Origin of the sequence: Capsulimonas sp., from assembly GCF_039929585.1 — a bacterium.
Taxonomy (GTDB): Bacteria; Armatimonadota; Armatimonadia; order Armatimonadales; family Capsulimonadaceae; genus Capsulimonas.
In genome coordinates, this window is the sequence record NZ_JBDSQY010000074.1 from 1 (window position 1) to 13,893 (window position 13,893).

Below are 13,893 nucleotides of genomic sequence, written 5' to 3' on the forward strand. Positions count from 1 at the left end.
GCCGCGACCGCTTATTATCTTGGGGACACCAGTCGATACCCGGCGGCGGGGCGATGGGTGCAGAACCATTGGGGCGTGACGATGCAGACATCTGGTTACGGCTCCGACGCCGGCGGCTTCAACGGCATCTGCCTGCGCTGGCTTGCGAAGACGGGTTATAACATTCCCTACCTGCAAGCGTGCGTGAATAACGGGTGGGCTTATCGGAACTCGCGAGGTTTGTCCGATTGCTGCTGGTACCGCCGGACGCCGGATCTCCCGACGGCGCTGTATTCCTGGGATTGCAGCAGCGTCGTTGTCGGAATGCTGTGTGTGCCTCCCGGCTAGATTCTCGTCTTATGGCGCCAAATGGAGCCGCCCGGTGATATAATGTTACAAATGACACCACCAGAACCGGGAACGCTCGCGCCATCTTTGAAGAACCCGATCAATTCCGTGGTGAGCGCGCTGAGCGATCAAATTCAATCAGGCAACTACAAGGCGGGCGACTGGCTTCCCAGCGAGCGTTCGCTCGCCGAGGGGCTGGGCGTGGATCGCCGTGTCATCCGCACGGCGATCCAGCAATTGGTCCAGAGCGGCCTGATCGTCCGTCGCCCGCACTGCCGCCCGATTATCGGGCAGATCGGCGGCGGCGAAGCGTCTCAAAACGCTCCCGTAGAGTCTGAAACTCCGGCCCCGTACTCCAATATCATCGCACTCTTGATGTGGCATGGCGACGACCGATTCGAGCGCACCTTCACCACCCAGCAGCGCGTCTTTTGGGGCATGAACCAGGCGCTGGCGGAAGCGGGCTATCACGCCGTATACGTGGAGCTTGGGGGCCGCATCACCTCCGATACCGACAACGCCAAGCATGAAGCCGAGCACCTGCGCTATATCGTCCAGCGCGGTTTCGGCGGCGCCATCTTCTATCCCTACGCCTACCGTTATAACCAGGAGCTGGTTGAGGAAGTGCGCCGAAAAATTCCATTGGTCACGATCGACCGCGAGGTGGACGGCGTCGATACCGATTTTGTCGGCGTCGATAACTTCCTGTCGATCTACGATACGGTCATGCATCTGATCGAAAAGGGACATCGGCGTATCGCGTACATCACCAAGAACGAGCAGATCCGCCCGGTCCAGGATCGCTTAATGGGTTATATCCACGCCATGCGCGCCGCCAGTCTCAATGAGCTGGTGCTCTGCATTCCCGCCGATGGCCTCCTTCAGCCCTGGACTTCGATCGACGCCGTCTTCCGATTGCCCAGGGGCGAACGCCCGACAGCGGCGGTCGTCTTCAATGACTACTCGGCGGTAGACCTGATGATCCCTCTCGCCAACGCCGGCCTCACCGTGCCGGGCGATGTCGCGGTGACAGGCTTCGATGATATCGCGCAAACTCTCCCCAACGGCGTCGGGCTGACGTCTATCGCGCAGCCCTACGAAGGCATCGGTCGCAAGGCCGTGGAAGTGCTGCTGAACCGTATCCAAAACCCCCAAGGCCCACGGCAAGTCGTCGCGCTCCCCGCGCAGCTGATCGTGCGCGAAAGCAGTCGCGGCCCGTCTTCCTAGACTCACGTCCCATAGCTGGAAGGCTTGGGACGCGAGTCGAGAGTGCAAGAGGCTGGCGGTTAAAACCGCGCCTCGAAGATCGCAGAAGTCCCCCCTCAGGGACTACATATTCCTCAACGATAACATCTACAATTCGCGTTCTGTAAAACGGTTAAGTGATCGATCCTGTAACCCGCGCAGGTGGGTTTCTGCGCACTTGTAGGCGCGGTTTTAACCGCCGGCGCCTTCCGGGTCGATTGCGGGATTAAAGCATCAAACCGCATTAACCGCTGGTGTCCTCATGCACAGATTACTCCATCATCTTCTTGATCCTCAGCACGTCAACGTCTTTGATTCGTTCCAAATATCCCCATAACTGATCCATATTGGAATTTCCTCTTGACATCCTGTAGCCCCCGTGCTATATTGGGTCCTGTCTGGATATCGCGCCCACACCGGAATACCGGCGCAGCGGCGCGAAGCTATAACACGACTAAGGACGCAATTCATGCACCGTTTTTTAGGAACGACCCGTGGGGCGAAAGTCAGCCGCCGGATCGCCGCAGTTTCACTGACGACTTTGGCTCTTGCGAGCATTGCCCGCGCTGACGCCGTGCCGACGTATAAAAATTCTGGAGCGGCTCTGGAGGCGCGTGTGGACGATTTGATGGGGCGTCTCACCGAGGATGAAAAGATTTCACTCTTGGCGGGGACGGAGTTCACCACGCAGCCGATCCCGCGTTTGGGCATCCCGCCGATGGGGATGGCGGACGCCGGGCAGGGCGTGCGCGGTGGTCTGGACACAACGCTTGGGCCGGCGACGGCGTTTCCTTCGGGTGTCGCGATGGCTTCGACGTGGGACCCAGGTTTAGTGGGGCGCGTAGGCGCGGCGATTGGCGTGGAGGCGCAGAACAAGGGGACCGGCGTTCAGGTGATGCTGGGACCAGCCGTCAATATTCAGCGCTCGCCGCTCGGCGGACGCAATGGCGAGTACTTTTCCGAAGATCCGTTTCTGGCGGGACGTCTCGCCGTCGGCTACATTCAGGGAATGCAGGGAACCGGGACAGTGGCCTGCATCAAGCACTTCGCCTGCAATAACGAAGAGGTGGATCGATTCACGGTCAATGTCCAGGTTTCCGAACGCGCGCTCCGGGAGATTTACTTGCCTGCCTTTGAAGCGGGCGTCAAAGATGGCGGCGTGTGGACGGTAATGTCGTCTTATAACATGCTCAATGGGCCGTACGCCTCGGGCAATTCCTATCTGCTCAACGATATTTTGAAGCGCGGGTGGGGGTTCGACGGCACGGTAATGTCGGACTGGGGCGGCGTCCACAACTTGCGCGCCATTGATGCGGGCAACGATCTGGAAATGCCGGGACGCGGCATGCTGTCGCCCGCCAAAGTGAAAAACGCGCTGGCTCGTGGGACGACGACGCTTGGACAGATCGACCAGAACGTGCGGCGCATCTTGCGCACGATCTTGCGCTCCGGCGTCGTCGATGTGCCAAAAACGCCTGACCCAGCGCTCGTCAACTCCGCCGCCGGCCGCGCCGTCGCGCTTCAGGCGGCGCAGGAAGGGATTGTGCTGCTCAAAAACGAGCGACAAATGCTGCCGCTTGCCGCTTCCAAAATCCGCTCGATCGCGCTGATCGGGCCCGGCGCCAAAGAAATGCAGGTGGGCGCGGGGGGCAGTCCGACCGTGACGCCTCTGCGCTCGGTCGGTCCGCTCGAAGGCATTCAAAACCTCGTCGGCCCTGGCGTCAAAGTGCGCTATGTCACCGGAGATTCCAATGGAAGTCCGTTCCCCGACGGCTCCGTCAAGACGCCGGATTCAGGGGAAAATGGCTTTCACGCTGAGTATTTCGCCGGCAAGAACCTCGAAGGCGCGCCGACATCGACGCGCACCGATGCGCAAGTGGATATGGCTGTCCCGCTCTCAGGAATAGGATCGGATGTATACAGCGCACGCTGGACGGGAGTCTTTACGCCGCGCAAGAGCGGCGCCACCACGCTGCTGTTCCGCGCCGACGACGGCTGCCGCGTGTATATCGACGGCAAACTGATCATCGATGCATGGCGCGACAGCGGCGCCACGACGCACAGTGCGGTCGTCGATCTCAAAGCCGGTCAGGCGTACCAACTGCGCGCGGAATACTATCAATCCGGCGGCAACGCCGTCGCGCAGTTTCGAATCCTCGAACCCAATACGAATCCCTTCACCGAAGTCATTGACGCCGCGCGCAGCAGCGATGTCGCTATCGTGTGCGTCACGACACGTGGAACCGAAGGGGAGGGGCAAGATCGTCCCTCAATGACGCTTCCCGACAAACAAGACGAATTGATCCGTCAGGTCGTCGCGGCCAATCCGAAGACCATCGTCGTGCTCAACAACGGCACGCCGGTTTCAATGCCGTGGCTTAAGTCGGTTCCGGCCCTGGTCGAGGCGTGGTTCCCGGGCCAGGAAGGCGGCCAGGCTCTGGCGCAAGTTCTCTTCGGCGACATCAACCCGTCCGGACACTTGCCGACGACGCTGGGCGTGAAGCGCGAAGATTATCCCGACTATCCTAACTTCGGCGGCAACGGCCGAACGGTTCGCTACGAAGAGGGGATTTACGTCGGCTATCGCGCCTTCGACAAGCGCCGCATCGCGCCGCTGTTCCCATTCGGCTACGGCCTTAGCTACACGACATTTCAGCTGTCGAACTTGAAGCTGTCTTCCCCAACGCTGGCTTCGGATGGGCGTTTGACCGCTACGGTGCGAGTCGCCAACACTGGGAAGCGCGCTGGAGCGCAGGTCGTGCAGCTCTATGTGCATGACCCGAAGCCCAAGACTGACAAAGCCGTGCGCGAACTCAAAGGCTTCGTCAAGGTGTTCTTGAAGCCCGGCGAAAGCAAAATCGCGACGGTTAGTCTGTCGCCGCGCGACTTCGCCTGGTGCGATGTCAAAGCGAAGGGCTGGCGCGTGAACGCGGGCCAGTATCAGATTGAAGTGGGGGATTCGTCGCGTAATTTGACGCAGCACGCAACGGTGCGTCTGGCGAACTCTTTCGAGCCGATCGCGTTCATGCGCGGCGACACGCAGCTTCCGCCCGTGGAAACGGCGCCTGATCTTGCGCTTGGGAAACGCGCCTTCGCCTCATCGGGGCAAGGGGAGCATGGGCCTGAGTTTGCCTTTGATGACAAAGTGAAAACGCGCTGGCAAAGCGAGCCCAGAGATAACGAATGGCTGGCCATCGATCTGGGTGCGGCGCAAAGGATCGGGCGCGTGCGGCTGAACTGGGAAGGCGCTTACGCCGCCGAATACCGGGTCGAGGTCTCGGACGACGGTCAGAATTGGCGCACGGTTTACACGACGAATCAAAGTGAGGGCGGCCTGGAGAATATTTCGTTCGATCCCACCGAAGCGCGTTTTGTGCGTGTGTTCGCTGTCCAACGCGGGACGAAGTATGGAGTATCGCTCCTGGACTTCGAAGTCCGTGCGCCCAAATAAGTTAAGATCCCGGATAATTTATCAATGATCAATACGAGAATCTGGGGAGCCGTACTTCCCACGCTGATGTTTGCCGGTGTGACCGCAGTCGTCCACGCCGAGGAAGCCCCGCGCACGGAAACGAGACCGCTGCTGCATCCGCTGTTTTCTGACAACGCGGTGCTGCAGCGGGATCGCAAAGTCCCGATTTGGGGCTGGACAAAGCCGCAGACGAATGTGGTCGTACAGCTCGACGGCGACAAAAAGCAAACGGCCCGGGCCGGGAGTGATGGGCGCTGGACGGTTTCCATCGCGCCGCACCGAGCGGGCGGCCCCCATTCTCTGACTATTCTTGGGGAAGGAAATGGAGAAGCCGCCACGCGCAGGAATTTGCTGTTTGGAGATGTTTGGCTGTGCGGCGGGCAGTCGAACATGGCGTATGACCTTCATGGCGCCAATAACCCGGAGGCTGAGATCGCCGCCGCCGACTATCCCGAGATCCGTCTGCTGCAAGTCCCCAATGCAATCAAAGCCGCTCCCATTTCGACCTTTGAGACCGCCGGGGCATGGAAAGCCTGTACGCCGCAAACCATTGAGAAATTTTCGGCGGTCGGCTACTTCTTTGGCCGCAAACTTTATCACGATCTCAAAGTCCCCATCGGCCTGATCGACTGCTCGTGGAGCGGAACGCCGGGCGAGTCCTGGGTGAGCGGCCCCGCATTGGCGGCGATGCCGGACTTCAAGCCGGCGGTGGACGCGTTAAAACGGACCGAGGAGGCGCCGCAGAGTTTGCCTCTGAGCAATCCCAACGCGCCTGAAGTGCTGTTCAACGGCAAGGTCGCGCCGCTGCTGCCCGGCGAAATCAAAGGAGTGATCTGGTATCAGGGGGAATCGAACGGGGATAACGCCAAGGAAGCCGAGCAATATCGAACACTGCTGCCGATCCTTGTCAACGATTGGAAAGCCCACTTTGGTTCTCGCACGCCGTTTTACATCGTGCAATTAGCCAAATTCAAGGCGCCTGACGACGTTCCCCGCGACGATCCCTGGCCAAATGTCCGTGAAGCACAATTGCAGACATCGCAGCGGATTTCCGAGACACACCTGGTTGTCGTTATCGATCTCGGCGAAGAGAAAAACGTCCACTTTCCCAACAAACAAGAAGCCGGCTTGCGCCTGGCGGAAAGCGCTCTCCACCATACGTATGGCGTCAAAGGAGAAAGCAGCGGTCCTATCTTGCGTAGCGCGAAGGCGACAAGTGGGGCGATCAAATTGACGTTCGACCATGCGCGAGCCTTGAGTTTAAAAGGCGACGAAAACCACGTGTTCGCTGTCGCGGGCGCCGATAGGCAGTTTCACTGGGCAGAGCCGCAAATTTTGGGAAACACGGTCACGCTGCGCAGCGCCGATGTTCCATCGCCGCTTTATGTGCGTTTCAGCTGGTCGAACAATCCCCGCGCTTCGCTTTACAATGCCGCCGGTTTGCCCGCCTCGCCGTTTGGCGCCGATCGCGGCATGGAATAAATGTCTGGAAATGACATTCAACCGCACATTTCCCCAATTGACAGCAGGCAGTCGCCATGGTAATGTGATTGACAACCCATTTCTGGAAGTTCGTATTAGGTTTTATGTTGAAATCCAATCTCCGAGTATTTGCGTTTGTCTTTTCCGCCTCCTCTCTGCTGCTCGCGCCCAGCGCGATGGACGCGCAAACTCCGGCGGCGCAGGTTATCTGCAACGGCGACAGTTTGACGTTCGGCTCGCACGCCTCGAAGGGCGAGGGGACCGCAACAGGGACGACCTATCCGGGTGTACTCGCCATGCGGCTTGGCGAGGGGTGGAAGGTGACAAACGTGGGGCTGCCCGGCTGGCCGACCGAGGGGATCAGCAACCATGCGAAAGATCATGTCGATCCACTTTACGATCCCAAGCTGAAGGAAAACGTGCTGATCATTATGGGCGGCACGAACAATATGGGGATCTACCATCAGGACGGCGCCCAGGCGTACGCCCATGTGGAGGAGTACTGCCGGGCGCGAAAGGCCGCGCATCCCTGGAAAATCCTGATCGTCACGCTCCCCATGGCCGCGTACCCGAGCTATGCGAAGGATTTCGACGCCAAGGCGACTACCTACGACACTTTGGTCCGGCGCAACTGGCGACGGTTTGCGGACGGGGTCGTCGATCTACAGGCCGACCCGCGCTTTGGCGCGCCGGGCGCCGAATACGACAGCCGTTATTTCGATGCGAAGGATCACACGCATTTGACCGACGCCGGCTATCAGCTCGTCGGCGAGGCTGCGGCGAAAGCCGTTACCAAAATCATTGGCCGCCCGACCAGAGAAGCGCAGCAGCCGTGAGAATGGGAGTAAATACTTAACAAATCCACCTCCAATAACCTCTGTTTTTCTGAAATGGTTAAAAATGGTTGAGTGTGTTTCGCTCGCCGTCCCGCCAATGGGTATTCAAGTTCGATCTTGATATTGCGTCGCTGCGGCTTCCATGAGATATTACGAATGCCGCGCAAGTGTGTGATATGCGTCGTAGAGTGATATAATATCAACTATGGCGCCACAACCACCAGAAGAGACCGCATTGCCTTTGAGAACCCCGGTGGTCATCGTAGTGAATGCGCTGCGCGATCAGATCCTCTCGGGTTCCTACAAAACCGGTGATTGGCTTCCCAGCGAGCGCTCGCTCGCCGAGGGGTTTGGCGTGGATCGAGGCGTGATTCGGGTTGCGATCCAGCAATTGGTTCAAAGTGGGCTGATCGTTCGTCAGCCGCACTGCCGTCCGATCATCGGCCCAGTCCCTCCGGTTGACGCCTCTCCGGACAGCACAGAGACGGAAATTGCCGTCGTCGAAGCCGAGCCGGAGACTCCCCGCCAGCATTCAAACTTTATCGCATTGCTGATGTGGCATGGCGATCCGACCTTCGAGCAGGCCCAGACGTCGCAGCAGCGCATTTTTTGGGGCATGAATCAGGCGCTCGGCCAGCACGGCTATCATGGGGTGTTTCTGGATCTCGGCGACGGCGTGAGTATTGAGCTTGAAAACGCGGATCGGGAGGCCATGGAGCTGCGCTATATTCTGGACCACGGCTTTGGCGGCGCGATCTTCTATCCCTACGCTTACCGACATAACCGGGAACTGGTGGAGGAAGTCAGCCGGCAGATGCCCCTCGTGACGATCGATCGCCAGGTCGAGTGGGCCGACACGGACCACGTGGGGGTTGATAATTATCAAGCGATGTTCGATTTGGTTAGCTCTCTGATCGACGCGGGGCATCGTCGAATTGCTTACCTCACGAAAATTGAGACGATCCGTGCGGTTCATGACCGGCACCGGGGCTATGTGGACGCAATCACCAAAGCCGACCTGGAAGAGATCGTACTGTGTATGCCCTCACGCCTTAAGCAGCCAAAATGGGCGGGGGTATACGCAGTGTTCAATCTGCCAAAGGAAGAGCGTCCCACGGCGGCGGTCGTTTTTAACGATTACTCAGCAGTCGCTTTGGCGAATCGCCTGGAAACATTAGGTCTCTCCGTACCGGATGACGTCGCCATCACGGGCTTCGATAACATCGCCACGCAACTTTCCAACGGAGTCGGGCTGACCACGGTGGCGCAGCCTTACGAAGAAATCGGCCGCAAGGCGGTCGAGGTGCTGCTCAGCCGTCTTCACAACCCCTCCCTCCCCAAGCAATACATCGAACTTCCCGCGCAGCTAATTGTGCGGGAAAGCAGCTCCGCCCCTGCTCCTTAAGCTTTTGTATCAACTAGCCCTTGCCTCGGTCTCCCCCATTTTCACCTTTGGCTGCCAATTCTCTCCCCTATTTAGCAAGCAAACAACAATTATATAAAAATGGTTGGAAATGAATTTACCATTTTGTACAATATTTGTTGACAGATGGCTGAAGCTGTGTTAGAATGGTCTCAATGATAATCTTGCTGCCTAACGGAAGCAAGACGGCGCTTGGTTTTATCAATAAGTGGCCCGTTATCAGCCATCGGCAATTCGCCATTACTAAAAGGATTTGAATTATGAAGCGTTTCTCATCTGCCCGAACAGGTTTTACTCTGATTGAACTGCTAGTTGTCATCGCAATTATCGCCATCCTCGCCGCCATCCTCTTCCCCGTATTTGCCAAAGCCCGCGAGAAGGCCCGCCAGATCAGCTGTACTTCCAACGAGAAGCAGATCGGTCTGGGTATTATGCAGTACGTTCAGGACAACGATGAAATCATGCCATCGGGACGTATGAGCCCGGGCAACGCCGACAACACGGGCGGCAGCTGGCAGGTTACCCTGCAGCCTTACATCAAGAGCTACCAGGTGTTTGTGTGCCCGTCGAACTCACGCAGCACGGCTGTCATGCTGGACGGCCAAGACCCGCCGGTTGCCGGCAACCCGAACAAAACCCATGTCTCCTATGCGGCGCCTATCGTTACCGGCGTCAATAATGCCGCTTTTGGCTCCCGTGGAGTCGCTGGCCCCAGCATCGCCGACTTCGATAACGTTTCACAAATGGTTATGGTTTGCGAAGCTAACACCGAAAATACCGATTTTCGATTGACCAGCCCAACTTGGACGGGCGCCAACGCGACCGGCAGCGGCGGCAATCCTGCTTTGTATGCCGGTCATACGGGACAAATGAACCTGCTGTTCTGTGACGGTCATGTCAAGTCGATGCGTCCTTTGCAAACCATCACCACAGTGATGGGTGGCAGCGGCACGGTGAACCTGTGGGATCGGAAAGACGAGCAGAATTATACGGACGCTACCTACGCGCCACGCGTTCTGGATATGCTGACCAACGCAACCAACAAGTACAAATAATCTCAACCGCTTTGCCGGCAATAACGACCGCTTCCATGGAGGCGGTCGTTTTTATGTGCCGCGATCAAATTTCTGGAAAGGTAAACTATACAATATGGAACGATTCGAAACAAAACTTGTCCGAAAGCGTCCTGTTATTCTCGCGGCGAATTTCATGGCCATTGGAGCGTTGACATTCGGCCTCGGCTGCAGCAGTCCGGTTCCTGCGGACCCACCCGCGACAACGGTCGCTGCTGTGCTGGCCGCTCCGGCCCCCGCCCCGCCCGCGCCGGTCGTTTCAGAATTTACTCCCATACCCGCGAAGTCTCCCGGCGCTTCGGAAATCAATGAATTTCTGAAATCCGACCAAAAGCAGATGCCGCCGACCGGCGCGGTGCTGTTTATGGGGAGCTCGACGATTAAGATTTGGGATACGATGGCGCGGGATTTCTCGGAAATCCCGGTGATCAATCGTGGATTTGGGGGTTCGCTCATTCAGGAAAGTACGCTTTATGTGGATCGGATCGCCGTTCCCTATAAGCCGAAAATGATTGTGCTTTGCGCCGGCACGAACGATCTGGCCTATGGTAATAAAAGCGCTCAGCAGGTTTTTCAGGATTATAAGGACTTCGTGACGAAAGTACATGCGTCGCTGCCGGAGACCCGAATTATCTACCTTTCGATCAATCCGACCGTCGCGCGCTGGAAGCTGGAGCCGAACATTCTGGAAGCGAACCATTTGATCGAGGAATTCGCGATTGAGAACAACAGTAAGGATGAGAAACTGAACTTTATCAACGCGCACCCACAGCTCTTGACCCCCGATGGCAAGCCGCAGCCCAGCCTGCTCCGTGCCGATGGCCTGCATTTCAACGCGGACGGGTATAAAGTGTGGACGGCGATGATCAAGCCGCGCATTATGGCCCTCGCCGACATGGATGGCGTCCAGCATCTGCACACCGCCAAGGCGCAATAGTGGCGGCGCATGGAAATTTAATGAACGCACGTAATCAGGAGAAGCTTATGACAAAACGCAAAGCAGCACCTCATCGCTTGTTTGCCTTCGCATTCGTCGCCGGCGTCGCCATCGCCGGAGGAGTAACGCTGGGACCGGGCGTCGCCCGCCCCGCCATGGCGGAGCCGGCCACGCTGGCGGTTGCTCCCGTGCCCGCCGATGCGCCCTTCGCGTCGGAGATCAATGCGTTTGCGAAAGCCGATCAAAAGCAGATGCCGCCCACCGGCGCGGTGCTGTTTATCGGCAGCTCCAGCATTCGCCTTTGGGACACGTTGGCGAAGGATTTTCCGGAGATCCCGGTGATCAATCGCGGCTTCGGCGGCTCCCTCGTCGCGCAAAGCACGCTCTACGCCGACCGGATCGCCATTCCATATAAGCCTAAGATCATTGTGATGTACGCCGGCACCAATGACCTGGACAACGGAACGCGGACCCCCGAGCAGGTTCTTCAGGACTATAAAGACTTCGTGGCGAAAGTACATGCGGCGCTGCCGGATACACGGATCGTTTATCTTTCGGTCAACCCATCGGTTCTGCGCTGGAAGCAGGAAGCCCACATTCTGGAAGCCAATCATCTGATCGAAGAGTTTACTCTGGCCACAAACTCCAAAACCGAGAAGCTGAACTTCATCAATTCTCATTCCCCGCTGCTGAGCCCCGAGGGCCTGCCCCAGCCCAATCTGCTGCGCGCGGACGGTCTGCATTTGAACGCGGACGGTTACCAAGTATGGGCCAGCATTGTCAAGCCGCGTATTCTGGCCTTGGCGGCGCTGGACGGTGTTGAGCGGCTGGACGCGCCGAAAGCGAAGTGAGCGCATTGAGCCAGACGGGCTACTGATACTCCATCATGCCCCAAAGGGCCGCGCCCCATCCATGATCGCTGGCGATGGTGTATAATGCAAGAGATGACGACACCACCAGAACCACGAACGCTGGCGCCTTCCGCGAAGCATCCCACAAACTCCGTGGCGAGCGTTCTGCGCGATCAGATCCAATCGGGCAACTACAAGGCGGGCGACTGGCTTCCGACGGAGCGCGTGCTCGCCGAGGACCTCGGCGTGGACCGGCGCGTGATCCGTACGGCGATCAACCAATTGGTCCAAAGCGGCCTGGTGATCCGGCGCCCGCACTGCCGCCCGATTGTCGGCCCCGCCGAAGTCGATCCGCCGGAAGCTCTTGTCCGCGGCCCCGTCGCCTCCTATACTTCGTCAAGCTTCATCGCCCTGCTGATGTGGCACGGCGGCGGACAGATGGAGCGAGCGTTTACGTCCCAGCAGCGTATCTTTTGGGGCATGAACCAGGCGCTCGCCGACGCCGGCTACCATGCTGTCTTTGTCGACCTGGGCGCGGTTGCTTCCGAGGAAGAGAACGCCGCGCGCGAGGCCGAGCAGCTGCAATACTTGCTCAAGCGCGGCTTTGGCGGCGCCGTGTTCTATCCTTACGCCTATCGAAGCAACCGCGCGCTGGTGGAGGAAGTCGCCGCCACGATCCCGCTGGTCACGATCGACCGGAAGATCGATTCTGCGGACACGGATTTCGTCGGCGTCGACAATCATCAATCCATGTACTCCGCAATCGCGCATTTGATCGCTCAGGGGCACCAGCGGATCGCCTATGTCACGAAGAATGAGCCCATCCGCGCGGTTCAAGAGCGCATTCAAGGATACATTGACGCCGTGCGCGACGCCGATCTCGACGAAATCGTTCTTTCGATCCCTTCACGGGACAAGGAGCAGGACTGGGTCTCGGTCGATGCGGTCTTCCAATTGCCGACAGGAAAGCGGCCGACCGCGGCAGCTGTCTTCAACGATTACACAGCTATCTTTCTGATGCAGCGTCTCGAAAGCATGGGCCTCTCCGTCCCTGGCGACGTGGCGCTGACAGGGTTCGACGACATCGTGCCGATCCTTCCAAACGGCGTCGGACTAACCACTGTCGCGCAGCCTTATGAAGAAATCGGCAAGAAAGCTGTGGAAGTTCTGCTGCAGCGTCTCCAAAACCCCGCCGGTCCCAAAAAGTCCGTCGAACTCCCCGCAAAGCTGGTCGTACGCGAGAGCAGCTCCACTCCTGGCGTTTCTTAGACATTCTGAAATTGTCCTAAAGTAATCATTTGGGACAATTTCAGATATGCTACCCCATTTTCAATGAATCCCCTTTATTATTTACAAGAATAATGCTCCATACCTCTTGACATTGTCCTGTTCTACTGATAGAATGGATGCAGTAAGGCCCCAGAGGAACACGTTGTTGTGTTCTAAAAGATAATTTGGAGCATTGTTCAGTGCGAGCCGTCGCACATCGTTCGCACTTCTTCGTCTGTATTGACCTAAAGGATCATCCAATGAAAAACTATCCGTTACTTTCCGCACGACGCTCGGGCTTCACTTTGATTGAACTGCTCGTTGTCATCGCTATTATTGCCATTCTTGCTGCGATCTTGTTCCCGGTTTTCGCCAAGGCTCGCGAGAAAGCGCGACAGATTTCCTGCGCCTCCAACTTGAGGCAGCTCGGCCTGGGACTGATGCAATACACGCAAGACAATGATGAGAGCTTCATGCCGGGGCGCTTTGGGTCGGCGATTCAGGGCTGGGCCGGCGTCACCTATCCATATGTCAAGAGCGTCGGCGTCTTTAAGTGCCCGGACGATTCGGCCAATGCCACGGTCGCCAATACCTACCCGATCTCCTACGCCATCAACAACGCGCTGGGAACCATGGCTCCGTCGGGCGGGTCGGTGAATACGAACATGGCTGCTCTCGCCGCGCCGGCAAGCACGGTCATGCTGATTGAGGTCACCGGCTCCACTCCCGGCATCGTCAATGGGGCGGGCATGAACTACACCCTTCTGGACGAAGGCACGAATAACTGGACCAGCGTTCCTGCGTACATGTCGCCAGCAACCAACGGCGGCGTGTCTACGATCACCGGCAAGAGCGGAGGCGGCTCAACGGTAGGATACGCCACGGGATATATCGGCAACCGCGCCCCGGTCGCTTCGCTGGTCGCAGCGGGCGCATTAAATATCCCGCGCCACACCGACGGCGCCAACTATCTCGCCA

At 58.1% G+C, this 13,893-nt stretch carries 10 protein-coding genes and 1 pseudogene; all 11 read left to right on the forward strand.

The annotated features are described in order from the left end of the window. Positions 1–327 (forward strand): annotated as a pseudogene (locus tag ABIZ35_RS05165) (hypothetical protein); the annotation flags it as partial. A 51-nt stretch (positions 328–378) separates the two neighbouring features. Then, positions 379–1,554 (forward strand): GntR family transcriptional regulator, encoded by a 1,176-nt coding sequence (locus tag ABIZ35_RS05170; RefSeq protein ID WP_348218806.1) that lies wholly within the window; start codon positions 379–381, stop codon positions 1,552–1,554. 487 nt (positions 1,555–2,041) lie between these two features. Beyond that, on the forward strand, positions 2,042–5,023 hold the full coding sequence (locus tag ABIZ35_RS05175; protein ID WP_348218807.1) for a glycoside hydrolase family 3 C-terminal domain-containing protein: 2,982 nt from the start codon (positions 2,042–2,044) through the stop codon (positions 5,021–5,023). A gap of 24 nt (positions 5,024–5,047) precedes the next feature. Continuing rightward, entirely contained in the window at positions 5,048–6,526 is a 1,479-nt protein-coding gene (locus ABIZ35_RS05180; RefSeq protein WP_348218808.1) for a sialate O-acetylesterase, read from the forward strand. 104 nt (positions 6,527–6,630) lie between these two features. Then, entirely contained in the window at positions 6,631–7,362 is a 732-nt protein-coding gene (locus tag ABIZ35_RS05185; RefSeq protein ID WP_348218809.1) for an SGNH/GDSL hydrolase family protein, read from the forward strand. Between the two features lie 235 nt (positions 7,363–7,597). After that, positions 7,598–8,767 carry a GntR family transcriptional regulator gene (locus ABIZ35_RS05190; RefSeq protein WP_348218810.1) on the forward strand — a complete coding sequence of 390 codons (1,170 nt, stop codon included), beginning with the start codon at positions 7,598–7,600 and terminating at the stop codon, positions 8,765–8,767. A gap of 278 nt (positions 8,768–9,045) precedes the next feature. Further along, on the forward strand, positions 9,046–9,840 hold the full coding sequence (locus ABIZ35_RS05195) for a DUF1559 domain-containing protein (protein ID WP_348218811.1): 795 nt from the start codon (positions 9,046–9,048) through the stop codon (positions 9,838–9,840). A 94-nt stretch (positions 9,841–9,934) separates the two neighbouring features. After that, positions 9,935–10,795 carry a GDSL-type esterase/lipase family protein gene (locus ABIZ35_RS05200; RefSeq protein ID WP_348218812.1) on the forward strand — a complete coding sequence of 287 codons (861 nt, stop codon included), beginning with the start codon at positions 9,935–9,937 and terminating at the stop codon, positions 10,793–10,795. 47 nt (positions 10,796–10,842) lie between these two features. Beyond that, positions 10,843–11,646, forward strand: a complete 804-nt coding sequence (locus tag ABIZ35_RS05205; RefSeq protein ID WP_348218813.1) for a GDSL-type esterase/lipase family protein — start codon at positions 10,843–10,845, stop codon at positions 11,644–11,646. A gap of 93 nt (positions 11,647–11,739) precedes the next feature. Next, on the forward strand, positions 11,740–12,915 hold the full coding sequence (locus ABIZ35_RS05210) for a GntR family transcriptional regulator (RefSeq protein ID WP_348218814.1): 1,176 nt from the start codon (positions 11,740–11,742) through the stop codon (positions 12,913–12,915). Between the two features lie 260 nt (positions 12,916–13,175). Further along, positions 13,176–13,893 (forward strand): DUF1559 domain-containing protein (locus ABIZ35_RS05215; protein ID WP_348218815.1); only part of this gene is annotated, 718 nt, incomplete at its 3' end.

Coding starts and splice junctions, on each gene's coding strand:
- ABIZ35_RS05185 (WP_348218809.1), top strand. CDS start 6,631: ATGTTGAAATCCAATCTCCGAGTATTTGCGTTTGTCTTTTCCGCCTCC.
- ABIZ35_RS05180 (WP_348218808.1), top strand. CDS start 5,048: ATGATCAATACGAGAATCTGGGGAGCCGTACTTCCCACGCTGATGTTT.
- ABIZ35_RS05170 (WP_348218806.1), top strand. CDS start 379: ATGACACCACCAGAACCGGGAACGCTCGCGCCATCTTTGAAGAACCCG.
- ABIZ35_RS05200 (WP_348218812.1), top strand. CDS start 9,935: ATGGAACGATTCGAAACAAAACTTGTCCGAAAGCGTCCTGTTATTCTC.
- ABIZ35_RS05210 (WP_348218814.1), top strand. CDS start 11,740: ATGACGACACCACCAGAACCACGAACGCTGGCGCCTTCCGCGAAGCAT.
- ABIZ35_RS05175 (WP_348218807.1), top strand. CDS start 2,042: ATGCACCGTTTTTTAGGAACGACCCGTGGGGCGAAAGTCAGCCGCCGG.
- ABIZ35_RS05195 (WP_348218811.1), top strand. CDS start 9,046: ATGAAGCGTTTCTCATCTGCCCGAACAGGTTTTACTCTGATTGAACTG.
- ABIZ35_RS05205 (WP_348218813.1), top strand. CDS start 10,843: ATGACAAAACGCAAAGCAGCACCTCATCGCTTGTTTGCCTTCGCATTC.